Annotated in this window: 24 protein-coding genes, 3 tRNA genes and 1 pseudogene; 12 read left to right on the top strand and 16 right to left on the bottom strand. The window is 68.0% G+C overall.

The features are described from left to right. Positions 1-26: 26 nt before the first annotated feature. Positions 27-1,238 carry a multidrug effflux MFS transporter gene (locus AC27IO_RS03600; RefSeq protein WP_284430726.1) on the bottom strand — a complete coding sequence of 404 codons (1,212 nt, stop codon included), beginning with the start codon at positions 1,236-1,238 and terminating at the stop codon, positions 27-29. 88 nt (positions 1,239-1,326) lie between these two features. Next, positions 1,327-1,602 (bottom strand): metal/formaldehyde-sensitive transcriptional repressor, encoded by a 276-nt coding sequence (locus tag AC27IO_RS03605; RefSeq protein ID WP_272568573.1) that lies wholly within the window; start codon positions 1,600-1,602, stop codon positions 1,327-1,329. Between the two features lie 52 nt (positions 1,603-1,654). On the opposite strand from AC27IO_RS03605, the pseudogene dmeF reads away from it, so the two are divergent. Then, positions 1,655-2,651 (top strand): annotated as a pseudogene (gene dmeF, locus AC27IO_RS03610) (CDF family Co(II)/Ni(II) efflux transporter DmeF). Between the two features lie 46 nt (positions 2,652-2,697). On the opposite strand, the gene AC27IO_RS03615 reads toward dmeF, so the two are convergent. The 10 genes from AC27IO_RS03615 to folC all read right to left on the bottom strand — a co-directional run bounded on the left by AC27IO_RS03615 (position 2,698) and on the right by folC (position 11,675). After that, positions 2,698-3,879, bottom strand: a complete 1,182-nt coding sequence (locus AC27IO_RS03615; protein WP_284430724.1) for an acetyltransferase domain-containing protein — start codon at positions 3,877-3,879, stop codon at positions 2,698-2,700. A gap of 449 nt (positions 3,880-4,328) precedes the next feature. Then, positions 4,329-4,405: transfer RNA gene (locus AC27IO_RS03620), tRNA-Asp, on the bottom strand. A gap of 50 nt (positions 4,406-4,455) precedes the next feature. After that, positions 4,456-4,531: transfer RNA gene (locus tag AC27IO_RS03625), tRNA-Glu, on the bottom strand. Positions 4,532-4,565: 34 nt separating this feature from the next. Further along, positions 4,566-4,641 (bottom strand) — tRNA-Ala (locus AC27IO_RS03630). Positions 4,642-4,706: 65 nt separating this feature from the next. Next, positions 4,707-6,122: a glutamate--tRNA ligase gene (gene gltX, locus AC27IO_RS03635; RefSeq protein WP_498737358.1), complete on the bottom strand. Its 1,416-nt coding sequence runs from the start codon at positions 6,120-6,122 to the stop codon at positions 4,707-4,709. Then, a complete protein-coding gene (locus tag AC27IO_RS03640) occupies positions 6,119-7,351 on the bottom strand; it encodes an O-succinylhomoserine sulfhydrylase (RefSeq protein WP_498737359.1) in 1,233 nt (410 codons plus the stop codon). The genes gltX and AC27IO_RS03640 overlap by 4 nt, the downstream gene beginning before the upstream one ends. Positions 7,352-7,377: 26 nt before the next feature. After that, positions 7,378-8,886: an amidophosphoribosyltransferase gene (gene purF / locus AC27IO_RS03645; RefSeq protein ID WP_284431508.1), complete on the bottom strand. Its 1,509-nt coding sequence runs from the start codon at positions 8,884-8,886 to the stop codon at positions 7,378-7,380. A gap of 79 nt (positions 8,887-8,965) precedes the next feature. Next, positions 8,966-9,454, bottom strand: coding sequence for a CvpA family protein (locus tag AC27IO_RS03650; RefSeq protein WP_498737362.1), 489 nt, complete (start codon positions 9,452-9,454; stop codon positions 8,966-8,968). A gap of 24 nt (positions 9,455-9,478) precedes the next feature. Next, positions 9,479-10,327, bottom strand: coding sequence for an SPOR domain-containing protein (locus AC27IO_RS03655; protein WP_498737364.1), 849 nt, complete (start codon positions 10,325-10,327; stop codon positions 9,479-9,481). Positions 10,328-10,349: 22 nt separating this feature from the next. Next, on the bottom strand, positions 10,350-11,675 hold the full coding sequence (gene folC, locus AC27IO_RS03660; RefSeq protein WP_284406187.1) for a bifunctional tetrahydrofolate synthase/dihydrofolate synthase: 1,326 nt from the start codon (positions 11,673-11,675) through the stop codon (positions 10,350-10,352). A 47-nt stretch (positions 11,676-11,722) separates the two neighbouring features. On the opposite strand from folC, the gene AC27IO_RS03665 reads away from it, so the two are divergent. The 6 genes from AC27IO_RS03665 (at position 11,723) to AC27IO_RS03690 (ending at position 16,395) form a co-directional block, all read left to right on the top strand. Then, positions 11,723-12,148 carry an ArsC family reductase gene (locus AC27IO_RS03665; protein ID WP_498737366.1) on the top strand — a complete coding sequence of 142 codons (426 nt, stop codon included), beginning with the start codon at positions 11,723-11,725 and terminating at the stop codon, positions 12,146-12,148. 112 nt (positions 12,149-12,260) lie between these two features. Further along, entirely contained in the window at positions 12,261-12,896 is a 636-nt protein-coding gene (locus tag AC27IO_RS03670; protein WP_284406185.1) for a glycine zipper 2TM domain-containing protein, read from the top strand. A gap of 180 nt (positions 12,897-13,076) precedes the next feature. After that, positions 13,077-13,394: a pyrimidine/purine nucleoside phosphorylase gene (ppnP, locus tag AC27IO_RS03675; RefSeq protein WP_272568545.1), complete on the top strand. Its 318-nt coding sequence runs from the start codon at positions 13,077-13,079 to the stop codon at positions 13,392-13,394. A gap of 17 nt (positions 13,395-13,411) precedes the next feature. Further along, positions 13,412-14,755, top strand: a complete 1,344-nt coding sequence (argG, locus tag AC27IO_RS03680) for an argininosuccinate synthase (protein WP_272568543.1) — start codon at positions 13,412-13,414, stop codon at positions 14,753-14,755. Positions 14,756-14,912: 157 nt separating this feature from the next. Next, entirely contained in the window at positions 14,913-15,803 is an 891-nt protein-coding gene (gene sigJ / locus AC27IO_RS03685; protein ID WP_498737369.1) for an RNA polymerase sigma factor SigJ, read from the top strand. A 133-nt stretch (positions 15,804-15,936) separates the two neighbouring features. Further along, the gene (locus tag AC27IO_RS03690; protein WP_498737371.1) at positions 15,937-16,395 is read left to right on the top strand and encodes a carboxymuconolactone decarboxylase family protein; all 459 of its coding nucleotides are present in this window, start codon (positions 15,937-15,939) and stop codon (positions 16,393-16,395) included. A 148-nt stretch (positions 16,396-16,543) separates the two neighbouring features. Here AC27IO_RS03690 and murB read toward each other — a convergent pair whose 3' ends face one another. After that, positions 16,544-17,614 carry a UDP-N-acetylmuramate dehydrogenase gene (gene murB / locus AC27IO_RS03695; protein WP_498737373.1) on the bottom strand — a complete coding sequence of 357 codons (1,071 nt, stop codon included), beginning with the start codon at positions 17,612-17,614 and terminating at the stop codon, positions 16,544-16,546. 67 nt (positions 17,615-17,681) lie between these two features. Between murB and AC27IO_RS03700 the strand changes: the two genes are divergently transcribed. The 3 genes from AC27IO_RS03700 to AC27IO_RS03710 are packed head-to-tail and all read left to right on the top strand — an operon-like array spanning position 17,682 to position 19,903. Beyond that, complete coding sequence (locus tag AC27IO_RS03700; RefSeq protein WP_272568536.1) at positions 17,682-18,167, top strand: YajQ family cyclic di-GMP-binding protein; 486 nt, start codon at positions 17,682-17,684, stop codon at positions 18,165-18,167. A gap of 58 nt (positions 18,168-18,225) precedes the next feature. Beyond that, positions 18,226-18,873 carry a retropepsin-like aspartic protease family protein gene (locus tag AC27IO_RS03705; protein ID WP_284426723.1) on the top strand — a complete coding sequence of 216 codons (648 nt, stop codon included), beginning with the start codon at positions 18,226-18,228 and terminating at the stop codon, positions 18,871-18,873. A gap of 10 nt (positions 18,874-18,883) precedes the next feature. Then, positions 18,884-19,903, top strand: coding sequence for an HD-GYP domain-containing protein (locus tag AC27IO_RS03710; protein ID WP_284398701.1), 1,020 nt, complete (start codon positions 18,884-18,886; stop codon positions 19,901-19,903). 35 nt (positions 19,904-19,938) lie between these two features. On the opposite strand, the gene plsY is transcribed toward AC27IO_RS03710, so the two are convergent. The 3 genes from plsY to AC27IO_RS03725 all read right to left on the bottom strand — a co-directional run bounded on the left by plsY (position 19,939) and on the right by AC27IO_RS03725 (position 22,244). Beyond that, on the bottom strand, positions 19,939-20,574 hold the full coding sequence (gene plsY / locus AC27IO_RS03715) for a glycerol-3-phosphate 1-O-acyltransferase PlsY (RefSeq protein ID WP_498737376.1): 636 nt from the start codon (positions 20,572-20,574) through the stop codon (positions 19,939-19,941). Positions 20,575-20,682: 108 nt separating this feature from the next. Further along, a complete protein-coding gene (locus AC27IO_RS03720; protein WP_284412002.1) occupies positions 20,683-21,186 on the bottom strand; it encodes an aminoacyl-tRNA deacylase in 504 nt (167 codons plus the stop codon). Then, positions 21,183-22,244 (bottom strand): aldo/keto reductase, encoded by a 1,062-nt coding sequence (locus tag AC27IO_RS03725; RefSeq protein WP_498737378.1) that lies wholly within the window; start codon positions 22,242-22,244, stop codon positions 21,183-21,185. Before AC27IO_RS03725 ends, AC27IO_RS03720 begins: the two co-directional genes overlap by 4 nt. Positions 22,245-22,416: 172 nt before the next feature. On the opposite strand from AC27IO_RS03725, the gene AC27IO_RS03730 reads away from it, so the two are divergent. Continuing rightward, positions 22,417-23,370, top strand: a complete 954-nt coding sequence (locus AC27IO_RS03730; protein ID WP_498737380.1) for an alpha/beta fold hydrolase — start codon at positions 22,417-22,419, stop codon at positions 23,368-23,370. 186 nt (positions 23,371-23,556) lie between these two features. After that, positions 23,557-24,661, top strand: a protein-coding gene (prfB, locus tag AC27IO_RS03735) for a peptide chain release factor 2 (protein ID WP_272552141.1) whose coding sequence is annotated in 2 segments (ribosomal slippage) — positions 23,557-23,637 and positions 23,639-24,661 — 1,104 coding nt in all. Because the reading frame shifts where the segments join, the coding sequence is not laid out codon by codon here. Positions 24,662-24,673: the final 12 nt, after the last annotated feature.

The raw sequence follows: 24,673 nt of genomic DNA on the forward strand, positions 1-24,673 counted from the left end.
CACGGCGGCGGCGCCCGGACCGGGGCTCAAACCCGCGCCTCCACCGGTCCGGCGGCATGCGGGCCCGCCAGCGTGATCCAGGTCAGCGCCACGCCCACCAGCGCGCCTGCGGCCATGCCGATCACCATGGGCAAGGGCTGTCCATTGGCGAACAGGCCGACGATGCCCATGGCGGCCGCACCTGTCAGCATCTGCAGCGTGCCCAGCAGGGCCGAGGCGGTGCCGGCGATGGCGCCGTGCTGCTCCAGCGCCAGCACCGACGTGGTGGGAATCACCAGCCCCATGAAGGCGCTGGACACGAAATACAGCGCGATCAGCACCGCCAGCTGGTCACCGCCCAGCAGGTAGTAGGCCAGCAGCAGCACCATGACCACGCCCGCCGCGCTGGCCGCCACCTTGACGAGCGGCACCAGGCCAAACCGCTGGCCCAGCAGGCCGGTGAACTGGGACGAGCCGATGAAGGCCGCCGCGTTCAGCGAGAACGCCAGGCTGTACTGCGTGGGTGTGAGCCCGTAGTGGTTGATGAGCACAAACGGCGAGCCCGCCAGGTAGACAAAGAACCCCGACATGGCGCAGCCGCCGATGAAGACCAGGCCCAGGTAATGGCGATCGCGCAGCAGGAGCCCGTAAGCCCGCAGGGCGCTGCCCAGGCTGCTTTCCACCCGGTCGGCAGCGGGACGCGTCTCGCGCAGCGCGCCATAGACCAGCGCCAGCCCCGCGATGGCGGCCACCGCCACCACCCAGAACACGCCGCGCCAGCCGGTGAGCGCGATGACGCCGCTGCCCGCGAGCGGCGCGAGGATAGGCGACACGCTGAACACCAGCATCAGCAGCGCCATCAGGCGCGCGGCATCGGTGCCGGTATGCAGATCGCGCACCACGGCGCGCGGAATGGCCATTCCGGCTGCGGCGCCCAGGCCCTGCAGGAAGCGCAACGCCACCAGCGTCTCGATCTCGGTCGCGAGGGCGCAACCCACGCTCGCCGCGGTGAACAGCAACAGCCCGAAATACAGCGGCGGCTTGCGCCCCACCATGTCGGATACGGGGCCGTAGAACAGCTGCCCCGCCCCCAGCGCCAGGAAGAACGCCGTCAGGCTCCACTGCACGGCGCCGACCTGCGCGCCCAGGCTGCGCCCGATGTCGGGAAGCGCCGGCAGGTACATGTCGATGGCAAAGGGGCCGATGGCCGAAAGAAGGCCCAGAACGAGGGCGGCGCGGAGGAAGGGCGAAGGAAACATGGGCCCGATTGTCGCCAACGGCGGCATCCGCCGCTCGGGCGCCCGATTGGCCGGCGGCCGGGCGCGGTCTTGCCCCGGAGCACCCGGCCTATTTGAGGTAGGAGCGCAGCGCCGAGGCCACCGCCGCCACGTCCTGCGCGCGCTGCTGTGCGGGGGTAGCAGGGTCGCCCAGGTGCTGAACGATGTGGCCTTCCAGCACCTGCGCCATCAGGCCGTTCACCGCGCCGCGAACGGCCGCGATCTGCTGCAGCACCGCCATGCAGTCGGCCTCCTGTTCCAGCGCCCGCTCGAGGGCCGCCGCCTGGCCCTGGATGCGCCGCACGCGGGCCAGCAGCTTCTTTTTTCCGTGGATGGTATGGGCCATGGCCGGATTGTACGAAGGGCTGAAAATATACTGGGGTACAGTATCTCTTACCATGACGGCCACGACCCAAAGCCCTTCCGCCAACGCCCCCCTCGCAGCCGGCTGGCAGCACCCCCATGTCTTCAGCCACGGCAATCCCCTGGCCGAGCGCAACACCCGCTGGGCGGTGGCACTGACGGTCGCCATGATGGTGGCGGAGATCGTCGGCGGCTGGGCCTTCGGCTCAATGGCATTGCTGGCGGACGGCTGGCACATGGGCTCGCATGCCCTGGCGCTGGGGCTGTCCGCCGTGGCGTATGCCGCGGCCCGGCGCCACGCGAGCGATGGCCGCTTCGCCTTCGGCATCTGGAAGATCGAAGTGCTGGGCGGTTACACCAGCGCCATCCTGCTGCTGCTCATGGCCGGGCTCATGGTGTACCAGTCGGTGCAGCGGCTCCTCGCCCCGGCGCCCATCCAGTATGAGCAAGCCGTCTTCACGGCCGCGCTGGGACTGGTGGTCAACCTGGCGTGCGCCTGGCTGCTGCGCGGCGGGCACGCGCACCACGCACACCACGAACACCCTGCGCATGAAGGTCACGGCCACAGCCATGGGATGACGCCAGCCGATCTGAACCTGCGGTCGGCCTACCTGCACGTGGTGGCCGACGCTGCCACATCGGTGCTGGCCATCGCCGCGCTGTGCGGGGGGGCTGCTGTGGGGCGCCGACTGGCTCGACCCGGCCGTGGGCCTGCTGGGCGCGGCCCTGGTCGCGGGCTGGGCCTGGGGGCTGCTGCGCGATACCGGGCGGGTGCTACTGGACGCGGAAATGGACGCGCCCGTGGTGCAGGAAATCCGCGATGCGATCGCCGCCAGCCCCATTCCCGCCAGCGTGTGCGACCTTCACGTGTGGCGCGTCGGGACGGGCCTGTATGCCTGCATCCTGTCGCTGTCCACGGCCCATCCGTCCGTGGCGCCCGACTTCTTCAAGCGCCTGCTGAGCGTGCACGAGGAACTGGTGCACGTCTCCGTCGAGGTGAACCGGGCCGACACCTCCGGCCGGCCCCACTGACCCCGCTGCGCACCGACGCGGGCACCCGCGACGGCACCGCCCACGCTCAAAGGTACTTGAGCCAGGCGATGTCGCGCCGCCGCGCCTTGAAGGCCCCAAAGGCTTTCACCGCGGGGTACAGCGCCACGGCCAGGACGGCCGTGCACAGCCAGACGGCCCACATGGCGTCGAACCCGAAATACGTGCCCTGGGTCTTGCCCCACACGGCCACCGCCGCGAGGTAAAGCAGCTTGAGCACGTACAGGTGCAGCAGGTAAAAGAACATGGGCGCGGCACCGAACCCCGCCAACACCCGCAGCCCGGCCCCGGGCCGCGCCCGCTCGAACGCCCGCAGCACCAGCAGGCCGATGCCCAGCGTGAGCGCGATGAACAGCAGCGAAGGCGGGTATTTGGTCACGTTGAAAAACGACATCGCGGTGGCCAGGGCCGTGTCGCCCGCCACCCAGGGCTTGTCGCCGTACACGTTCCACCAGCGCAACACGGCAAACCCGGCCAGCAGCCCCGTGCCCCAGGCCAGCAGGCGGCGCTGCCGCGCGCCCGCATCCGTGGACGCCAGGAACCAGGGTCCGGCCGCATAGCCCAGCGCGATCACACCGATCCAGGGCAGCAGCGGATAGGAAGTGCGCAGGCGCAGCGATTCGCCCACTTCGATCCAGCCGCGGTCGTGCAGCACCGCCCAGGGAATGTGCAGCGCATGGCCGAACGGAAAATGCAGCCCGTCGAGCAGGTTGTGCCCGGCCACGATCGCCACGCCCAGGGCGATCAACACGGTGCGCGGCAGCCACAGCAGCGCAGCCAGGGCCAGCATGCTCAGGCCGATCACCCAGATCACCTGCAAGTACACCACCTGCGGCGGCCACTGGAAGGTCCAGGCAAAGTTCACCAGCGTGAGTTCCAGCGCGACCAGGAAGCACCCACGCTGGAGCAGGAACACCGAGGCCGCCCCCCGGCCTCCGCCCTGCCGCGAACCATACAGGCAGGCGGACAGCCCCGTGAGGAACACGAACACCGGCGCACACACGTGGGCCAGCAGCCGGCTTGCGAACAGGTCGGGCGAGGTGGCCGCGACGACCATGGGGTCGCTGACTTGGTGGTGCAGGAAAAAGGTTTCGCGCACGTGGTCCAGCAGCATGAACAGGATGACGAGCCCGCGCAGCGCGTCGATGGACTGCAGCCGGGCGGAGGCGGAGCCAGCATGGGGTGGAGGCAGGGAGCGGTCGATGGGCATGGAAGGGGTGGCGCGCGGTGCCTGCATCGCCCTAGGCTGCCGCGCGGCGGGCTGTGGCGGCAGAGGCGATCCGTTGACGGCGAGGGGGCGAAAGGCGCGATTGTGCCCGTTTGGAACAGGCCCGCTGCGATGCGCCTTCCGTTGGATCCAAAAAACAAAGGGTTTTTTTTTGCGCACAGCAATGGGGTCCATCCTGCGACGGTGCAATGGGCACCCGGATCGACAACATGTCAAAGTCCTTTTCCCCTCAGCTTCCCATTAGCCCATGGGCTGACGGACCATGCGCTGGCAGTGCGGCAGTGCGGCAGTGCGGCATTCACCATTCTTTTGAAAGAGCCACTGCAGGTCGGTCCGCAACGGATGGACACAATCCCACGCAGCCAAGCCGCCGTCGCCACCAAAAACCAAAGAAAAAGCCCTCGCAAGCATTGCTTGCGAGGGCTTCCATATGGCGGAGTGGACGGGACTCGAACCCGCGACCCCCGGCGTGACAGGCCGGTATTCTAACCAACTGAACTACCACTCCTGGCAGGCAGCGTTTGCTTGTGAAAAGACACAAGCCAAGTGCTACAAACTTGGCGACCCTACGGGGATTCGAACCCCGGTACTCACCGTGAAAGGGTGATGTCCTAGGCCTCTAGACGATAGGGTCAAAACCTGGGAACTAACCGTTCTCTAACTCTCAGTGGTGGAGGTAAACGGGATCGAACCGATGACCTCTTGCATGCCATGCAAGCGCTCTCCCAGCTGAGCTATACCCCCACTGAATGACCACATTCACACTGTGACTGTCATCATTTCCTGAGCCTTGAATTATAGACAGGTTTTTAAGGCTTCAGCAATCTCGCTGCGATTTTTTCGCGGCCTACGAGTTCGAGCACCGCATCGACCGATGGCGTGTGGGCCGTTCCCACGGTCAGCACGCGCACCGGCATGGCCAGTTGCGGCATCTTGAGCGAATGGGCGGCGAGCACTTCCTTGAAGGCGGCAGAGATTGCAGCCTTGTCCCACGCACAGGTGGTCAAGGCCTGCGACAGTGCACCGATGGCAGGCCACACGGCTTCGGTCACGTGCTTGGCGTACTCCTCGGGGTTGGGCGCCACATCGCCGTAGAAGACACAAGCCCAGTCCGCCAATGCCACGGTCGTGTCGCAACGGTCCTTGAAAAGCGCGCAGATGCGCGGCAGGCGGCCATCGGCCAGCTCTGCCGCAGAAATGCCCCGCTGTTCCAGCCGCGGCGCCACGAGGGCGGCCAGGGCGTCGTCCGCCATGGCTTTGAGATGCTGCGCGTTCACCCACCGCAGCTTGGCTTCGTCGAACTGGGCGGCGCTGCGCCCCAGATGGTCGAGATTGAACCAATGCAAGAACTGCTCGCGGCTGAAGATCTCGTCGTCGCCGTGGCTCCAGCCCAGCCGGGCCAGGTAGTTCACCATGGCTTCGGGCAGATAGCCTTCGTCCCGGTACTGGGTCACGGGCTTGGCGCCATTGCGCTTGCTCATCTTCTCGCCCTGCTCGTTGAGCACGGTGGGCAGGTGGGCATACACCGGGGGCTGCTTTCCGAGGGCCTCGAAGATGTTGATCTGACGGGGGGTGTTGTTGACGTGGTCGTCCCCACGGATCACGTGCGTGATCGCCATGTCGATGTCATCGACCACCACGCAGAAGTTGTAAGTCGGCGTGCCATCGGGCCGCGCGATCACCAGATCGTCGAGCTCGTCGTTGCGGATCTCGATGCGGCCCTTGACCTTGTCATCCCAGATGACGGAGCCGCCCAGCGGGTTGCGAAAGCGCAGCACCGGCTGCACGCCGTCAGGCACGGCCGGCAGGGTCTTGCCGGGCTCGGGGCGCCACGTGCCGTCGTAGCGCGGCTTTTCCTTGGCCTGCATCTGCCGTTCGCGCAGCGCGTCGAGTTCCGGCACGCTCATGTAGCAGGGATAGACATGGCCGGCCTCCTGCAGCTGGGCCAGCACTTCCTTGTAGCGATCCATGCGCTGCATCTGGTAGAACGGGCCTTCGTCGGGCTGCATGCCGAGCCATTCCATGCCTTCCAGAATCACGTCCACGGCGGCCTGGCTGGACCGCTCCAGGTCGGTGTCCTCGATGCGCAGGATGAAGTCGCCACCCGTCGCGCGGGCGAACGCCCAGGGGTACAGGGCGGAGCGGATGTTCCCCAGATGGATGAACCCTGTGGGCGAGGGAGCGAAACGCGTGCGAACGCGCTGGGTCAGGTTGGCTTCGGTCATTGCAGGGTATCCAGGCCGCGCGCGAGGTCGGCCTTCAAATCTTCGATGTGTTCCAGCCCGACCGCCACGCGGATCAGGCCTTGCCCCAGGCCGGCGGCCTGGCGCTGCTCTTCGGTCAGGCGGCCATGCGAGGTGCTGGCGGGATGGGTGATGGTGGTCTTGGTGTCGCCGAGATTGGCCGTGATGCTGCACACCCGCGTGCTGTCGATCACATGGAATGCCTGTGCACGGGCCGAGGCCGGATCGCCCTCTTTCACCTTGACGTCGAACGACAGCACGGCGCCGCCGAGGCCGGATTGCTGGCGCATCGCCAGCGCATGCTGGGGATGGGACGCCAGCCCCGGGTAGTACACGCGCGCCACGCGCGGATGCGATTCGAGCCAGGTGGCCAGCTGCAGCGCGTTGGTGCTCTGCGCCTTCATGCGGATGGACAAGGTTTCCATGCCCTTCAGAACCACCCATGCATTGAAGGGCGACAGGTTCATGCCCGCGCTGCGGATCATGGGCGCGAGCTTGTCGTCGATGAGCGCGCGGGGTCCACACACGGCCCCCGCCATCACCCGGCCCTGTCCGTCGAGGAACTTGGTGCCCGAGTGCAGGACCAGATCCGCACCCCATTTGGCGGGCTGCTGCAAGGCGGGAGAGGCAAAGCAGTTGTCTACGGCAAGCAGCACGCCGGCTTCATGGGCAATGTCGGCCAGCGCCTGGATATCGCACAGATCGGTCAGCGGATTGGTGGGGGTTTCCGCAAACATGAGCCGCGTTTCCGGGCGCAGCGCTGCCTTCCATGCGGCCGCATCGGTCTGTGGCACGAACGTGGTCTGCACGCCGAAACGCGACAGCTCTCCGCCGATGAGCTTGATGGTCGAGCCGAACATCGACCGGGAGCAGATCACATGGTCGCCGGTCTTGAGCAGTGCCAGGCACATGAGCAGGATGGCCGACATGCCGGTGGCAGTGCCGATCGCGGACTCGGTGCCTTCCAGGGCAGCCAGACGCCGCTCGAAGCTCGTGACCGTGGGATTGCCGGTCCGGGTGTAGGTATAGCCCTCTTCCTCGCCGGCAAACCGGCGCGCCGCCGTCGCCGCGTCGGGCTGCACGAAGCTGCTGCTCAGGTAGAGCGCCTCGGAATGCTCGCCGTACACGCTGCGGGGAATGGCTTCGCGCACCGCCAGCGTGTCGGGGTGCAGACCTTCGGGAAGGGTTCGGGCATTCAAGGGGGAGTTCATGGCGTGAAGATCCAAGCGAATAGCGGTCAGGCGTCCTGCGCGTTGGGCAGGGCCAGGCGGGAAGTGTCTTCCTCCTGCGGCTCCTCCGCGCCCACACGCCCTTCGTTCAGCCGCGCGATGTCCTGCGCGGTGATGTCGCCCGTGACGTACACACCGTCGAAGCATGACGCGTCGAAGCCTTCGATGCGCCCGTTCAGTGCGCCCACTGCCTTCTTCATGCCGTTGACGTCCTGATAGATCAAGGCATCGCAGCCGATGGACTGCCGCACTTCTTCGACCGTGCGGCCATGGGCCACCAGTTCATTGCTCGTGGGCATGTCGATGCCGTACACGTTGGGGTAGCGCACCGGCGGCGCGGCGCTGGCCAGGTAGACCTTGCGGGCGCCCGCATCGCGCGCCATCTGCACGATCTCGCGCGAGGTGGTGCCACGCACGATGGAGTCGTCCACCAGCAGCACGTTGCGGCCCTTGAACTCGCTGGCGATGACGTTCAACTTTTGCCGCACGGACTTCTTGCGAACGCCCTGCCCCGGCATGATGAAGGTGCGCCCCACATAGCGGTTCTTCACGAAGCCCTCGCGATACGGAATACCCAGCAGATGCGCCAGTTGCGTGGCGCTCGGGCGGCTCGATTCCGGGATGGGAATGATCACGTCGATCTCGTTGGGCGGCACCGTGGAGACCACGCGCTTGGCCAATGCCTCGCCCAGGTTCAGGCGGGCCTGGTACACCGAGATGCCGTCCAGCACCGAATCCGGACGCGCCAGGTAGACGAACTCGAAGATGCAGGGGTTGAGTTGCGGCGCATCGGCGCACTGCTGCGCATGCACCGTGCCGTCGTCCGTGATGAACACGGCCTCGCCCGGCTGGATATCGCGCTCGAACACGTGGTTGGTGCCTTCCAGGGCCACCGACTCACTGCCGACCATCACGGTGCCTTCCGGGCTGCGGCCCATGCACAGTGGGCGGATGCCGTGGGGATCGCGGAAGGCGACCAGCCCGTGGCCGGCGATCAGCGCGATCACGGCGTAGGAGCCCTTGACGCGGCGGTGCACGGCACGCACGGCCGCGAACACGTCCTCGGTCTGCAGCGGCACACCGCGGGTGGCGCGCTCCAGCTCATGCGCGAACACGTTGAGCAGCACTTCGGAGTCGCTCTCGGTGTTGGTATGGCGGTGGTCGGTTGAAAACAGTTCGGCGCGCAGCGATTGCGCATTGGTCAGGTTGCCGTTGTGCACCAGCACCAGGCCGAAGGGGGCATTCACGTAGAACGGCTGGGCCTCTTCCTCGCTGTAGGCATTGCCCGCCGTGGGGTAGCGCACCTGCCCCAGGCCGACCGTGCCCGGCAACGCACGCATGTTGCGCGTGCGAAACACGTCGCGCACCATGCCCTTGGCCTTGTGCATGAAGAACTTGCGCCCCTGCTGGGTGACGATGCCCGCCGCATCCTGGCCCCGGTGCTGCAGGAGCAGCAGAGCGTCATAGACCAGTTGGTTGACAGGAGCCGTGCTGACCACGCCGACGATTCCACACATATTCGCGTTCCATCCAAAGGCGGGCGATCCCGCAATAAAAAAATCAGTGCAGCGCCACCGGGGTGGCGCCGCGTCCCTGTCATGAAGGCAGATGCCTTCCCAGCGCTGGCGGCAAAGCCGGCTTCAAAACTCTCAGCATCCCCGTCAATATGGGGGCGGCCTGCGACTCTTTCCACCACAGCCCCTCCTGCAAGGGGGTCCACAGCACCACGAGCGATGCCGCCAGCAGCAACACCATGCCCCGCAAGGCGCCAAATGCGGCCCCGAGCGTGCGGTCCACGGGGCGCAGGCCCACCGCTTCGATCAATTTCTTGGCCAGCCAGGCCAGGAATCCACAGGCAAACAGCGTGCCGATGAACGCCAGCGCAAAGCCCGCCGCATGCCGGACGGACTCGGCCGAATCGGAAATCGGCAGCCACCGCCCCACGTCCTCGGCCCACCACTGGGCCATGAAAAAGGCCATGACCCAGCCCGCCAGCGACAGCACCTCATAAATCAGCCCGCGCCAGGCCCCCAGCACCAGGGACCCCAGCAGCACCGCCAAGAAAATCCAGTCCAGCGATGCCATGTACGCACGCGAGCCGTCGGCCGGCTACAGCGCCAGGACCGAAGCCGACAGGCCCAGGCCCTTCACGCGCGCAGCCGCCTTGTCCGCTTCGGCGCGGGAGGCATAGGGGCCGACCCTGACGCGGGTGCGTTTACCGTCCTTGGTGTCCACCACCTGGGTGTAGGTCTTGAGGCCGGCGCGCTCCAGCGACTGGCGCACTTCGCGGGCCTTGTCGGCATCGGCGAAGGCACCCACCTGCACGATCAGCCGGCCCTCTTCGCCTTTGGAGGCTGCCGCGGCCGGCGCCGGGGTATCGCGCCCTTCGAGCAAGGCCCGCGCACGCGCCGCGTCTTCCGAGCGCTGCGGTTTGGCCTCGGGCTTGGGTTCAGGTTTGGTTTCTGGTTTCGATTCGTGAACCTGCGGCTTCGGCTCCGGCCGGGGCACCGGCTTGGGCTCGGCCCGCACCTCGGGCTTGGACGCCGCTGCAGGCGCGGGCGCAGGGGCGTGCACCGGAGCAGACGCCGCCGGCTTGGGCGCGTTGCGGCTGGACGGCACGACCTCTTCGCCTTCGGCCAGCCCCCCGGCCGACGCCATGGCCGGGGCCGAAGCTGCCGGACGGGCCGGCGCGGCCTCGGGCACCACCAGGGGAGCCACCTTGTTGCGATCGGGAATGTCGATGGGAATATCGACCGGGATGGGGCGCGGCTGGGTGTCGAAAAGGATGGGGAAACCCACCACCCCCAGCAACACCAGCACCGCTGCGCCGATCAGCCGGTGCCGTGCGCGCCGACGCATGGCCTCGATGCTCTCAGCCTGGGCATTGCGCGAACGCTTGCCCGCGGGTTTATCGGGTTGCTCCTTGCTGCCGGGCCACCGAAACTTGAAAAATGCCATGGAGTGCAGAATCGTGCGGACCTTATGCGCCCAGATGCTTGGCCTGCAGGCGAGGCGTCCCATTGGTCAGAACGCCGCCCACCGTGTAGAACGAGCCAAAGACCACGATTCTATCAGCCGGCTCCGCGGCATCGACGGCCGCCTGCAGTGCCTGCTGGGGGTCCACGTGCAGGCTGGTGGGCACGGTGCGGCGCCCCCCGGCCACGATCTGCAGGGCGTTCCATTTCTGCTGCAGGCCCGCGGCGCTCTCGGCGCGGGGCGTGGGCAGATCGGTGAAATACCAGCGGTCCACCAGCGGACCGATCTTGGCCAGCATGGGGCCGAGGTCCTTGTCGGCCATGGCGCCCAGCACGGCATGCGTGGTGGGGAAGAACCCCATCGCGTCCAGGTTGGCGGTCAGCGCCGCCACCGAATGGGGGTTGTGCGCCACATCCAGCACCAGGGTCGGCTGGCCGGGAACGATCTGGAAGCGCCCGGGCAGTTCCACCATGGCCAGCCCGTTGCGCACCGCCTGGGCGGTGACCGGAAGCCGGTCGCGCAGGGCCTCGAGCGCCGCCAGGGCGCCGGAGGCATTGACGAGCTGGTTGGCGCCCCGCAAGGAGGGGTAGGCCATGCCGGCGTAGCGGCGCCCCCGCCCGGCCCAGCTCCACTGCTGCTTGTCGCCCGAAAAGTTGAAGTCATGGCCGAAGCGCCACAGGTCGGCGCCGATCTCCAGAGCATGGTCGAGCACGCTCTGCGGCGCCATGGGATCGCTCACCACCACGGGGCGGCCCGTGCGCATGATGCCGGCCTTCTCGCGCCCGATGGTTTCGCGGTCGGGGCCCAGGAATTCGGTGTGGTCGATGTCGATGCTGGTGATGACGGCGCAGTCCGTGTCGATCACGTTGGTGGCGTCCAGCCGCCCGCCCAGGCCGACCTCGAGGATGGCCACATCCAGCCGCGACAGGCTCATGAGCCGCAGGATCGCCAGGGTGGTGAACTCGAAGTACGACAGCGAAATGTCCTCGCCATCCAGGGTCCTGGCGCTTTCCACGGCGGCGAAGTGCGCGATCAGATCCGAAGCGGCGACGATTTCGCCGTGGATGCGGCACCGCTCCTCGAAGTGCACCAGGTGCGGCGACGTGTACACCCCGGTGCGGTAGCCCGACTGCAGCGCCACCGCTTCGAGCATGGCGCAGGTGGAGCCCTTGCCGTTGGTGCCGGCCACGGTGATGACCGGGCAGTCGAACCGCAGATCCATGCGCCGGGCCACGGCGCGCACGCGGTCCAGGCCCATGTCGATGTTCTTCGGGTGCAGGCGCTCGCAATGGCCGAGCCAGCCTTCCAGGGTGTCGAAATTGGTGTGCATACGGGGCCGGATTGTCGCCGAGCGCGGCTTGCACGATGATCGGCGCCATGAGTACCCCCACCCCTACCCCCGCCCGTCCCCCCGCCCACGCCGCCGCCCGCCCGGGCACCACCGTGCTCTACGGCATTCCCAACTGCGACACCGTCAAGAAGGCCCGCGCCTGGCTCGCCGCCCAGGGCGTTACGCACCAGTTCCACGACTTCAAGAAGCAGGGCGTGCCGGCCGATCGCCTGCCGCATTGGGCCGATGCGGTGGGCTGGGAAAAGCTGCTCAACCGCCAGGGAACGACCTGGCGCAAGCTGGATGCGGACACCCAGGCCGCCGTGCACGACGCAGGCAGCGCCGCCGAGGTGATGAAGGCGCAGCCCAGCGTCATCAAGCGCCCGGTCGTGGAATGGGCGGACGGCCGCATCACCGTGGGTTTCAACGAAGCCGATTGGAACGAAGCCGCCACCGCGCGCTCCAAGCCCTGAAACGGCACAAATCTTTACCCAGATTTACGGCCCCCGGCTGCAGGCTTGACACGGCGACCCTAAACTTTTTCTCAGCCTGATGCGTTGTACACCGACCGAAAGGAGCTTCTCCATGAAGAAAATCATCTTGTTGACCGCGCTGGCTGCCGTTGCAGCCAGTGCCAGCGCCCAGGAGCAGGGCCGCGTCCTCTCCGCCACCCCCATCACCGAGCAGGTGGCCATTCCCCAGCAGGTGTGCGGTAACGAAACCATCTACGGCGAATCCCGGCCGACCGGCGCCGGGGCGGTGCTGGGTGCCATCGCCGGCGGGGCCACCGGCAACGCGATCGGCAAGGGCAGCGGACGCGCCGCCGCCACCGCCATCGGGCTGATCGGCGGGGCCGTGCTGGGCAACAACATCGAGGGCACCCGGCCCGAGTACCAGAACGTGCAGCGCTGCTCCACCCAGACGTACTACGAGAACCGCACCATGGGCTACAACGTGCTCTACGAGTACGCGGGCCGCCAGTACACCACCCGCACGCAGCACGACCCGGGCGCCTGGATTCCCGTGAGCGTGCAGCCCATCGCCAGCGCACCGCCGGCCCCCGCCTACTCCGGCGGCTACGCCCAGCCGGGCGTGGTGGTCTCCACCTACCCTGGCCCGCCCGCCTACGTGACGCCCCCGTCCACCACGGTCATCGAATACCACGACAGCTACGGCCGCCCCTACTACCCGCCCCGCCCGCGCGATCCCTACTGGCGCTGAAGGGACCACCGGCCGGACGGCCAACGCATCCAGCAGGGAGCCTTCGGGCTCCCTTTTTCGTGGGGCGCGCCTTCGGCACGGCGTTTTGGGGCGCCGCCTCGCACGGGGAACGGGGGCCGGCCGCAGCGTTCAACCTAGAATCTTCGGTTTTCCCCCTTCCTCTTCCTTTCAAGCGCATCCATGACCACCGAAACCATCGACGGCGTGTCCGTCACCACCCAAGCCAACGTGTATTTCGACGGCAAATGCGTGAGCCACAACATCACGTTTCCGGACGGCACGAAGAAATCGGTGGGCGTGATCCTGCCCGCCACGCTGACCTTCAACACCGGCGCGCCCGAGATCATGGAATGCGTGGGCGGCGCGTGCGAGTACAAGCTCGACGGCACCGACGCCTGGGTGAAGTCCGGCGCGGGCGAGAAATTCAGCGTGCCCGGCCAGTCGAAGTTCGAGATCCGCGTCGCCAGCGCCTACCACTACATCTGCCACTTCGGCTGAACCGCAAGGCACCGCACATGGCCACCATCCTCCAGAACCTGCCCCTGAACCAGAAGGTCGGTATCGCCTTCTCCGGCGGTCTCGACACCAGCGCCGCGCTGCGCTGGATGAAGAACAAGGGCGCCCTGCCCTACGCCTACACGGCCAACCTGGGCCAGCCCGACGAGCCGGACTACGACGCCATCCCTGCCAAGGCGATGGAATACGGCGCCGAAAAGGCCCGCCTGGTGGACTGCCGCACGCAGCTCGCCCATGAAGGCATCGCCGCGCTGCAGGCCGGCGCCTTCCACATCAGCACGGCCGGCATCACCTACTTCAACACCACGCCGCTGGGCCGCGCCGTCACCGGCACCATGCTGGTGGCGGCCATGAAGGAAGACGACGTCCACATCTGGGGCGACGGCTCGACCTTCAAGGGCAACGACATCGAGCGCTTTTACCGCTACGGCCTGCTCACCAACCCCTCGCTCAAGATCTACAAGCCCTGGCTGGACCAGCTGTTCATCGACGAGTTGGGCGGCCGCGCCGAAATGTCGGCCTTCATGACGAAGGAAGGCTTCGGCTACAAGATGAGCGCCGAAAAGGCCTACAGCACCGACAGCAACATGCTGGGCGCGACGCACGAGGCCAAGGACCTGGAGTTCCTGAACAGCGGCATCCGCATCGTGAACCCCATCATGGGGGTGGCGTTCTGGAAGGACGATGTCCAGGTCAAGTCCGAGGAAGTGTCCGTGCGCTTCGAGGAAGGCCAGCCCGTCGCCCTGAACGGCGTCGAGTACAACGACCCCGTGGCGCTGATCCTGGAAGCCAACCGCATCGGCGGCCGCCACGGCCTGGGGATGAGCGACCAGATCGAGAACCGCATCATCGAAGCCAAGAGCCGCGGCATCTACGAAGCCCCGGGCCTGGCGCTGCTGCACATCGCCTACGAGCGTCTGGTGACCGGCATCCACAACGAAGACACCATCGAGCAGTACCGCATGAACGGCCTGAAGCTGGGCCGCCTGCTGTACCAGGGCCGCTGGTTCGACCCGCAGGCCATCATGCTGCGCGAGACCGCCCAGCGCTGGGTGGCGCGCGCCGTGACCGGCACGGTGACGCTGGAGCTGCGCCGCGGCAACGACTACTCGCTGCTCAACACCGAGTCGCCCAACCTGACCTATGCGCCCGAGCGCCTGTCGATGGAAAAGGTGGAAGACGCGCCATTCAGCCCCGCCGACCGCATCGGCCAGCTGACCATGCGCAACCTGGACATCATCGACACGCGCCACAAGCTGGGCGTTTACGCCCAGTCCGGCCTGCTGTCGCTGGGCGGCAATGCCGCGCTGGCGCAGCTGGGCGACGGCAGCGAGAAAAAGTAACGCCAGGCATCGAAAAGGCCTCCAGCGCTACCGCGACATGCGCTGGCAGCTATGAAAACAAGAGCAACCGCCCCGCCACCCGGCCGGGCGGTTTTCTTTTTGTGGCAGGCGGCGCGGATTCCTGTCACAAACCGGCCCGGCCACCCGTCTTGAAGGCATGAACGCCGACATTCCCCTCGCCCCGGACCCGCACACCGCCACGTTCCTTCAGCACCGCCCGCGCCTCCTGGGCGTGGCCTACCGCATGCTGGGCAGCCGCGCCGATGCACAGGACGTGCTGCAGGACGCCTGGCTGCGCTGGCAGTCCACGCCGGCCGAGCGCGTGCAGACGGCCGAGGCCTGGCTGGTGACCACCGTCACCCGCCTGTGCGTGGACCGGCTGCGCGCCACCCGCACCGAGCGCGAGGCCTACAGCGGCCCGTGGCTGCCCGAACCCTGGCTGGACCGCGACGCCACCGCGCCGGCGGCCGATGCGCGCGCCGAGCTGGCGTCCGATCTGTCCATCGCGCTGCTGGTGGTGCTGGAGCGCCTGTCGCCCGACGAGCGCGCCGCCTTCCTGCTGCACGACGTGTTCGACAGCGACTACGGCGAGATCGCCACCGTGCTGGACCGCAGCGAGGCGGCCTGCCGCCAGCTGGTGCACCGCGCCCGCACCCAGGTGCGCCGGGAGAAGGTGCGCTTTTCGGCCACGCCGGACGCCGCGCGGGCCCTGCTGCACCGCTTCATGGACGCGATGCGCGCCCAGGACCACGGCGCCCTGCTCGCCCTCTTCGCGCCGGACGCCACCTGGACGCCCGATGCGGGCGGCAAGGTCCAGGCCGCCACCAAGGTGGTGCGCGGCCCCCGGGCCCTGGCCCGGCTGGCGGCGGGACTGTGGCGCGTGTACCTGCGCCACCTCACCGTGCAAGAGGTGCAGATCAACGGCACGCCGGGTCTGGTGCTGCGCGAGGGCGGCACGCCGCGCGTGGCGCTGGCCTTGCAGACCGACGGCACGCACATCCACGGCATCTACGCCGTGCTGAACCCGGACAAGCTGCGCGGGTTGTAGGCCCCGCCGCCGGGTCCCGCTTTCCCGATCCGTTCCCATGGCATGGCACCCGCGCCGGGTGCGGGCCGCGCCATGGGCCACGGGTTTCCCACCCGCTCCTTCCCTCAACCACCCACCGCCACGAAGGCTCCCCATGTCCCAAGCCCGCATCGACCTCATGAAAAACCACCCCGCCACCGCGAACGCCATGATGGCGCTGGAGAACCAGTTGCGCGCCGGCGCCCTGCCCCTTGCCCTCAAGGAGCTGGTGAAGATGCGCGTGTCGCAGATCAACGGCTGCGCGTTCTGCATCGACCTGCACGTGGGCGTGGCCCGCCGGCATGGCGAGACCGACCGGCGCCTGCACCTGCTGGCCGCCTGGCGCGAGGCCGGCCTGTTCGATGCCCGCGAACGCGCCGCGCTGGCCTGGGCCGAATCGCTGACCCGCCTGGCCGCCACGCAGGACGTGCCGGACGCGGTCTATGACATGGTGGCGGCGCAGTTCTCGGAGGCGGAGATCGTCGAGCTGTCGCTGGCCGTCATCGCCATCAACGGCTGGAACCGGTTCCAGGTCGCTTTCCGCGCGCCACCGGCGGGCGGCGCCGACGCCTGAGCGCCCCGTTCGGGCCGTCGCACCAAAAATAAGAGCCAAATCGGCCCGATGCCTTAGTCAAACATGCCATTAATGCTATTAATAGAATAGCAATATCCGCGATGGCTTTGCAGCCGCTTCGCGGCAGAACCGGCCGGACGCGCCGGGCCTAGACCACCACCGGCTCCGGCTCCAGCCGGATGCCGAAGCGCTCGTACACGCTGGTCTGGATGGCCTTGGCCAGCGTCATCACCTCGCCGCCGGTCACGCTGTCGGCGCCCCGGCCGCGGTTGACCAGCACCAGCGCCTGCTTTTCGTACACGCCGGCCTTGCCCACGCTCTTGCCCTTCCATCCGCAGGCATCGATCAGCCAGCCCGCCGCCAGCTTGATGGTGCCGTCGGGCATGGGGTAGTGCACGATGCGCGGCTCGCGGGCGATGATGTCCGAGCACTGGTCGGGCGTGACCGTGGGGTTCTTGAAGAAGCTGCCGGCGTTGCCCACCACCGCCGGGTCGGGCAGCTTGGCGCGGCGCACCTCGCACACCCATTCGAAGATCTGCTGCGCCGTGGGCTCGGCCACCCCGGCCTCGGCCCGCTTGCGCTCCAGGTCGAGGTAGCCCAGCTCGGGCTTCCAGGGCTTGGGCAGGCGAAAACGCACGTGCGTGATGGCCGCGCGCCCCGCCAGGCCCATGCCGCGCGGCCCGCTGCCCTCGGCGGCGGCGGGGGCCTGGTGCTTGAAGACGGAATCGCGGTAGCCGAACGCGCATTGGGCGGCATCGAGCGTGAACGGCTGGCCCGTCGCCAGGTCGATGGCGTCCAGGGAATCGAAGCGGTCCTGCAGCTCGACGCCGTAGGCGCCGATGTTCTGCACGGGCGCCGCGCCCACGGTGCCGGGGATGAGCGCCAGGTTTTCCAGCCCGGGAAAGCCGTGCGCCAGGGTCCAGGCGACGGCGTCGTGCCAGGACTCGCCGGCGCCGGCCTCCACGATGAAGGCCTGGGGGGTTTCCTGCACCAGCCGCAGGCCCTTGATCTCCATCTTGAGGACCACGGGCTTGACGTCGCCCGTGAGGACGATGTTGCTGCCGCCGCCCAGCACGAAGACGGGCGAGCCCGCCAGCTGCGGGTCGGACACCAGGGCGCGCACGTCATCGACCGAGCGGGCACGCACCAGCGTGTGGGCGCGGGCCACGATGCCGAAGGTATTGCAGTGCTGCAGGGGAGCGTTTTTCTCGACTAACATCGACCGGATTGTCGCACCCGGCCCCTTTTCGCGGCCGGGTTCTCCCCCAGTTTCCGAGAGTGATGCCATGCCTTCTTTTGACACCGTTTGTGAAGCCAACCTCGTAGAAGTGAAGAACGCGGTCGAAAACACCGCCAAGGAAATCGGCACGCGCTTCGACTTCAAGGGCACGTCCGCCGCCATCGAGATCAAGGACAAGGAGATCACGCTGTTCGGCGATGCCGACTTCCAGCTCACCCAGGTGGAAGACATCCTGCGCAACAAGCTCACCAAGCGCAACGTGGACGTGCGCTTTCTCGACATGGAAAAGCCGCAGAAGGTCGGCGGCGACAAGGTCAAGCAGGTCGTGAAGGTGCGCAACGGCATCGAGAGCGAGCTGGCCAAGAAGATCCAGAAGCTCCTCAAGGAAAGCAAGCTCAAGGTGCAGGCCGCCATCCAGGAAGAGAAAGTGCGCGTGACCGGCGCCAAGCGCGACGACCTGCAGGCCGCCATGGCGCTGCTGCGCAAGGAAGTGGTGGACATTCCACTGTCGTTCGACAACTTCCGCGACTGACACCGACTTCCCCGCCGCCTGCCGCATCACCGCCCTCACCCCCAGGCTGCCCCCCTCCATGCTCCTGCGCGCCCTCCCCCTCGCTGCCGCCCTGGCGCTTGCGCCATGGCAGGCGCACGCCCAGGCGGTGGCGCTGTCCGGCATCCTGGGCGGCAAGGCGCTGCTGGTCGTCAACGGTGGCGCGCCGCGCGGCGTGGGCCCGGGTGAAAGCCACCAGGGCGTGAAGGTGGTCTCGGTCGGCCGAGAGGAGGCGGTGGTCGAGCTGGCCGGCGCGCGGCGCACGTTGATCCTGGGCGAGGCCCCGGTCAGCGTGGGCAGCCGCAGCGCCGCCGGCACGGGCCGGCGCGTGGTGCTCACCGCCGACAGCCGCGGGCATTTCGTGAACAGCGGCACCATCAACGGCCGGCCGATGCAGTACCTGGTGGACACCGGCGCCAGTACCGTGGCCATCGGCCAGCCGGAGGCGGAACGCATGGGCCTGGCCTACCGCAGCGGGCAGCCCGTGGTGCTGGGCACGGCCAACGGCACGGCCCAGGGCTGGCGGATCAAGCTCGATTCGGTGCGCATCGGCGACGTCGAGGTGCTCGGCGTGGACGCCGTCGTCACGCCCCAGGCCATGCCCTTCGTGCTGCTGGGCAACAGTTTCCTGAACGAGTTCCAGATGAGCCGCATCAACGACCAGATGGTGCTGGAAAAGCGCCAGTAGCCCGCGCCCCATGCCCCACAGCCCCCCCAGCGCCGGCGAGCCGTCCGACAGCGAATACGAAGACCTGCTCGGACTGTGGTCGGACCTGGAATCCGCCCTGGCGGTGATCCTCTCGCGGCCCCTGCAGGTGCACGACTTTCCCGCCAAGGTGCGCCAGTGCGACCGGTGGCTGCAGGAACTGGTGGCGCACGACATCGACGCGGCGCTGTACCTGATGTTCCAGCTGGCCTCCACCTCCACGGTGGGCTACAGCACCTCGCACGCCCTGGTGTGCGGCACGCTGTGCCACATCCTCGCGCACGAGCTGCAGCTGCCCTCCCTGGAGCGCGACAGCCTGGTGCGGGCCGCGATCACCATGAACATCGGCATGACCGCGCTGCAGGACGAGCTGGCCAGCCAGCGCGAGCGGCCCAGCCCCGCGCAGCAGGAGGCCATCGAGGCGCACCCGCTGCGCAGCATGACCCTGCTGGAGCAGCTGGACGTGAAGGACCCGCTGTGGCTGGACGTCGTGGGCCAGCACCATGCGCCGTTGGCCGAGACGCAGCCGCTGGCGGGCATGCCCGCCGAGGACCGGCTCAGCCGCATCCTGGGGACGATCGACCGCTACGCCGCGATGATCAGCCCGCGCAAGTCGCGTGCGGGCCGCAGCGCCACGGACTCGGTGCGCGCCATCGTGGGCCAGGACGTGGACCGGCGCGACGAAGTCACCTATGCGCTGGTGCGCGCCGTCGGGCTGTGCCCGCCCGGTACCTTCGTGCGGCTGGACAACGGCGAGACCGCGCTGGTGCTGCGCCGCAGCGAGAAGGTCAACGCCCCCCTGGTGGCCAGCCTGCTCGACCGCGACGGTGAGCACCTGGCCCAGCCCCGGCTGCACCAGACGGCCAGCGGCCGGCCACGCATCCAGTCGGCGCTGGCCCGACCCGCGGTGAAGGTGGAGATCAACCACCGCACGCTGGTGCGCCTGGGCCACTACGCGGCCCAGCACAGCAGCGGGCTGATGGGGTTGGTGAGCACGGCCGGCCGGCCCTGACCGGGCGCCCCCCGCCTGGCTCCGTCCCCTTCGATTCAGGGCTTTTTCTTCTTCTGGCCCAGCTGGGATTCGGTGCCGGCCATGAGGCGGCGGATGTTTTCGCGGTGCCGCCACACCAGCAGCGCCGACATGGCGGCGATGGCCACGCCGATGGTCGCCTCGGTGTACCAGAGCACGCCGCCGAACATCACGTAGTACAGCGGCGCGAACACCGCCGCCGCGAGCGACGCGCCCGAAGAGTAGCGAAAGAAGAACGCGATGATGACCCAGGTCAGCAGCGTGGCCAGCCCCAGCCATGGGCTGATGCCGACCAGCACGCCCAGCGCCGTGGCCACGCCCTTGCCGCCCTCGAAGCGGAAGAACACGGGCCACAGATGCCCGAGGAATGCCGCCAGGCCCACCAGCGCCACCGTGCCGTCCTCCAGGCCATGGGGCTTGCCGAAGGCCTGCACCAGCACCACGGGCAGCCAGCCCTTGACCGCATCGAGCAGCAGCGTGATCACGGCCGCGGCCTTGGAGCCGGAGCGCAGCACGTTGGTGGCGCCGGGGTTCTTGCTGCCATAGGTGCGGGGATCGTTCAGGCCCATGGTGCGGCTCACGATGACGGCGAACGACAGCGAGCCCAGCAGGTAGGCGGCCACGGTGGCCAGGAGGCAATAGACGGTGGTCAAGGTAGGAATTCCTTCAGGATGCGGGCGTCACGAGAGGCCGGTGGCGGGCGCCACGGGGGGCCGGTGGCCGGCGCCCCCGAAGGCGCGGCCCCGGTTCGGCGGGGCGGCCTATTCTGCCAGCGCGCACTGCACCGGTTTGGCACCGAGCTGCTGCACGCACACCTGCGGATCGATCTGCACCAGAAAGCCCCGGCGGCCGCCGTTGATGGCGATGCGCGGCAGCGCGAGGATGCTTTCCTCGATGTACACCGGCATGTCGCGCCGCGTGCCGAACGGCGAGGTGCCGCCCACCAGGTACCCGCTGTGGCGGTTGGCCACCTCGGGCTGGCAGGGCTCGACCGACTTGGCGCCGATCTGGCGGGCCAGGTTCTTGGTGGACACCTTGCGGTCGCCATGCATGAGCACGATGAGGGGTTTCGCATCCTGGTCCTGCATCACCAGCGTCTTGACGACGACGTGCTCGTCCAGCCCCAGGCTGGCCGCGCTGTGCGCGGTGCCGCCGTGCTCCACGTAGTCGTAGGGGTGCTCGGTGAAGGCCACGCCCTGGCGCCGCAGCCACTGGGTGGCCGGGGTTTCGCTCACATGGGCGGCCTTGGCGGCCTTCTTGCTCACAGTGCCGGGTCTCGCAGTTCCCAGCGGACCGCGTCGATGGCCGCGAGCAGCTCGGGCGAAAGCACCGTGCCCCAGGCATCGAGGTCTTCGTCCAGCTGGGCCAGCGAGGTCACGCCGATGATCGTGCTGGCCACCTGCCACTTGGTGTAGCAGAACGCCAGCGCCATCTGCGTGGGCGTGAGGCCGTGCTCGCGCGCCAGCGCGTTGTAGCGGCGCGAGGCCTCCAGCGCCTCGGAGCGGCCCCAGCGCTGCTTGCGCACCGATTCGTAGCTGGCGATGCGCGCGCCCTTCGGCGCACCGGCGCCGGTCGTGCCGCTGGCGTCGTACTTGCCCGTCAGCAGCCCGAAGCCCAGGGGCGAATACGCCAGCAGCGACACGCCCAGGCGGTGGCAGGACTCGTCCATGCCGTTTTCCCAGGTGCGGTTGATGAGGCAGTACGGGTTCTGCACCGTGGCCACGCGCGGCAGGCCGTGCTGCTCGGCCAGCCGCACGAACTCGTGCACGCCGTAAGGCGTTTCGTTGGACAGGCCGATGGCGCGCACCTTGCCGGCCTGCACCAGCCCGGCGAGCGCCTGCAGCTGGTCGTGGATGGGGGTGGCCGAGGTTTCCTTGGCGGGGTCGTAGTACACCGTGCCGAACGCGGGCACATGGCGCTCGGGCCAGTGGATCTGGTAGAGGTCGATCACGTCGGTCTGCAGGCGGCGCAGGCTGGCGTCGCACGAGGCCACGATGTCGGCCGGGGTCATTCCCTTGCCTTCGCGCACCCAGGGCATGCCGCGCGAGGGGCCCGCCACCTTGGTGGCCAGCACCGTCTTTTCGCGGGCGCCGGGGCGGCTGGCGAACCAGCGGCCGATGATGGTCTCGGTGGCGCCGTAGGTCTCGGCGCGCGCCGGCACGGCGTACATCTCGGCGGTGTCGATGAAGTTCACGCCCCGCTCCAGCGAGCGGTCGAGAATGGCATGGGCCGTGGCTTCGTCCACCTGTTCGCCGAACGTCATGGTGCCCAGGCAGATGGGCGTGACCTGGAGCGCGCTGGCGCCCAATGGGATTTTTTGCATGGAGAGAAGACCTACAAGCTGCGGATGGGCTGGGCAGAATAATGGATTTTCCCTGTTCCCGCAGCGAGCGCACCGCATGCCCGAAGGCCCGCAGCAGGGCCCCGAACGAGCGGGCCGCCCGCTTGTCCCAGCCTTGACTGACGCCGCCGCGCCCTGCACGAATAATCGCCCGATGTACCAGCCCGCCCGCGCCTCCCAGAGCGAATTCGTCCCCGTCCGCACCCTGCAGTACCACGTTCGCCGCTGGAACGGCGAGGCGTCGCCCGCCTCCGCTTCCCCGTCTTCCCCTTCTCGGCCCCCGCTGGTGCTGATGCACGGCTGGATGGACGTGGGCGCGTCCTACCAGTTCGTGGTGGACGCGCTGTCGCAGGCGTTCTTCGCCTGCCGCACGGTCATCGCGCCCGACTGGCGGGGCTTCGGCCTGAGCCGCCTGCCCGCGCCCTGCGACCACTACGTGTTCGCCGACTACTTGGCCGACCTGGACCACCTGCTGGACCACTACGCGCCCGGCCAGCCGGTCGATCTGGTGGGCCACAGCATGGGCGGCAACGTGTGCATGGCCTATGCCGGCGTGCGGCCCGCGCGCATCCGCCGGCTGGTGAACCTGGAAGGCTTCGGCCTGCCGGCCACCACGCCCGACCAGGCCCCCCGGCGCTACGCGCAGTGGATGGACGAGATCCGGGCGCTGGAGCGCGGCGAGAAATCGCTCAAGGCCTACGACAGCGCCGACGGCGTGGCCCAGCGCCTCATCAAGACCAATCCGCGCCTGTCCGCCGGCAAGGCCGCCTGGCTGGCCCGTCAGTGGGCCGCGCCCGACGCGCAGGGCCGCTGGCGCATCCTGGGCGATGCGGCGCACAAGATCACCAGTTCGCAGATCTACCGCGTGGAGGAAGCGCTGGCCCTGTACGACGGCATCACCGCGCCCACCCTCGCGGTGGAGGCCAGCGACGACAGCATGGGCCTGTGGTGGAAGGACCGCTACGACCTGCCCGAATACCACGCCCGCCTGCGCCACGTGCGCGATTGCCGCACCGCCGTGGTCCAGGACGCGGGGCACATGCTGCACCACGACCAGCCCGGCGCGGTGGCGGCGCTGATCGAGTCGTTCCTGAGCACCCCTGAATAAAACAGGCCGCCAGCGCATATTCCACTAGGGCGTCTTGCTATCATTTTTGAAAAATCGGCCGGTTTTGCGCCCCGGCAACGGGGCCGGCCGGCTGCGCCCTGCGCCCCGTGGAAGGGCATTGGGGGCGTGCGGCGCATCGCGTGAGAAAATCGCCGGTTATTCCACCGAACACTCAGGACACGCACCATGGACGCAGAACGCATCAACCTCATCGGCAACACCCTCTCCGACCTGACCGTGCGCACGCAAGAGTTACGGAGGTATCTTTGACTTCGATGCCAAATTCGAACGCCTGCGCACGGTAAACGCCTCGCTGGAAGACCCCACGGTCTGGAACGACCCCAAGAAGGCCCAGGAGCTGGGCAAGGAAAAGAAGAGCCTGGACGGCGTGGTGCTCACGCTGGAGCGGCTCACGCGCGAACTGGCCGACAACACCGAGCTCTTCGACATGAGCAAGGAAGAAGGCGACGACGACGGCCTGATGACCATCGAGGCCGAAACCGCCAAGCTCAAGCCCGAGATCGAGATGCTCGAGTTCCGCCGCATGTTCAGCAACGAGGCCGATCCGCTCAACTGCTTCGTGGACATCCAGGCCGGCGCCGGCGGCACCGAGGCCTGCGACTGGGCGGGCATGCTGCTGCGCCAGTACCTCAAGTACGCCGAGCGCAAGGGCTTCAAGACCACGGTGGAAGACGAAACCCCGGGCGACGTGGCCGGCATCAAGAGCGCCACGATCAAGATCGAGGGCGAATACGCCTACGGCCTGCTGCGCACCGAGACCGGCGTGCACCGGCTGGTGCGCAAGAGCCCGTTCGACTCGTCCGGCGGGCGCCACACCAGCTTCGCCAGCCTGTTCGTCTATCCGGAGATCGACGACTCGATCCAGATCGACATCAACCCGGCCGATGTGCGCACCGACACCTTCCGCGCCAGCGGCGCCGGCGGCCAGCACATCAACAAGACCGATTCGGCCGTGCGTTTGACGCACATTCCAACCGGCATCGTCGTTCAGTGCCAGGATGGCCGCAGCCAGCACAGCAACCGCGACGTGGCATGGCAGCGCCTGCGCTCGCGCCTGTACGACTTCGAGATGCGCAAGCGCCAGGAAGAGCAGCAAAAGCTGGAAGACACCAAGACCGATGTCGGCTGGGGCCACCAGATCCGCAGCTACGTGCTGGACAACAGCCGCATCAAGGACCTGCGCACCAACGTCGAAATCTCCGCCACCCAGAAGGTGCTGGACGGCGATCTCGACGCCTTCATCGAAGCCTCCCTCAAGCAGGGCGTGTAACGCGCCCGGAAA

Source organism: Acidovorax sp. KNOB132, assembly GCF_057541515.1.

Bases quoted from the DNA above. Each gene is read 5' to 3' on its own strand.
- AC27IO_RS03600 (WP_284430726.1), bottom strand. From the start codon at position 1,238: ATGTTTCCTTCGCCCTTCCTCCGCGCCGCCCTCGTTCTGGGCCTTCTT.
- AC27IO_RS03605 (WP_272568573.1), bottom strand. From the start codon at position 1,602: ATGGCCCATACCATCCACGGAAAAAAGAAGCTGCTGGCCCGCGTGCGG.
- AC27IO_RS03615 (WP_284430724.1), bottom strand. From the start codon at position 3,879: ATGCCCATCGACCGCTCCCTGCCTCCACCCCATGCTGGCTCCGCCTCC.
- gltX (WP_498737358.1), bottom strand. From the start codon at position 6,122: ATGACCGAAGCCAACCTGACCCAGCGCGTTCGCACGCGTTTCGCTCCC.
- AC27IO_RS03640 (WP_498737359.1), bottom strand. From the start codon at position 7,351: ATGAACTCCCCCTTGAATGCCCGAACCCTTCCCGAAGGTCTGCACCCC.
- purF (WP_284431508.1), bottom strand. From the start codon at position 8,886: ATGTGTGGAATCGTCGGCGTGGTCAGCACGGCTCCTGTCAACCAACTG.
- AC27IO_RS03650 (WP_498737362.1), bottom strand. From the start codon at position 9,454: ATGGCATCGCTGGACTGGATTTTCTTGGCGGTGCTGCTGGGGTCCCTG.
- AC27IO_RS03655 (WP_498737364.1), bottom strand. From the start codon at position 10,327: ATGGCATTTTTCAAGTTTCGGTGGCCCGGCAGCAAGGAGCAACCCGAT.
- folC (WP_284406187.1), bottom strand. From the start codon at position 11,675: ATGCACACCAATTTCGACACCCTGGAAGGCTGGCTCGGCCATTGCGAG.
- AC27IO_RS03665 (WP_498737366.1), top strand. From the start codon at position 11,723: ATGAGTACCCCCACCCCTACCCCCGCCCGTCCCCCCGCCCACGCCGCC.
- AC27IO_RS03670 (WP_284406185.1), top strand. From the start codon at position 12,261: ATGAAGAAAATCATCTTGTTGACCGCGCTGGCTGCCGTTGCAGCCAGT.
- ppnP (WP_272568545.1), top strand. From the start codon at position 13,077: ATGACCACCGAAACCATCGACGGCGTGTCCGTCACCACCCAAGCCAAC.
- argG (WP_272568543.1), top strand. From the start codon at position 13,412: ATGGCCACCATCCTCCAGAACCTGCCCCTGAACCAGAAGGTCGGTATC.
- sigJ (WP_498737369.1), top strand. From the start codon at position 14,913: ATGAACGCCGACATTCCCCTCGCCCCGGACCCGCACACCGCCACGTTC.
- AC27IO_RS03690 (WP_498737371.1), top strand. From the start codon at position 15,937: ATGTCCCAAGCCCGCATCGACCTCATGAAAAACCACCCCGCCACCGCG.
- murB (WP_498737373.1), bottom strand. From the start codon at position 17,614: ATGTTAGTCGAGAAAAACGCTCCCCTGCAGCACTGCAATACCTTCGGC.
- AC27IO_RS03700 (WP_272568536.1), top strand. From the start codon at position 17,682: ATGCCTTCTTTTGACACCGTTTGTGAAGCCAACCTCGTAGAAGTGAAG.
- AC27IO_RS03705 (WP_284426723.1), top strand. From the start codon at position 18,226: ATGCTCCTGCGCGCCCTCCCCCTCGCTGCCGCCCTGGCGCTTGCGCCA.
- AC27IO_RS03710 (WP_284398701.1), top strand. From the start codon at position 18,884: ATGCCCCACAGCCCCCCCAGCGCCGGCGAGCCGTCCGACAGCGAATAC.
- AC27IO_RS03725 (WP_498737378.1), bottom strand. From the start codon at position 22,244: ATGCAAAAAATCCCATTGGGCGCCAGCGCGCTCCAGGTCACGCCCATC.
- AC27IO_RS03730 (WP_498737380.1), top strand. From the start codon at position 22,417: ATGTACCAGCCCGCCCGCGCCTCCCAGAGCGAATTCGTCCCCGTCCGC.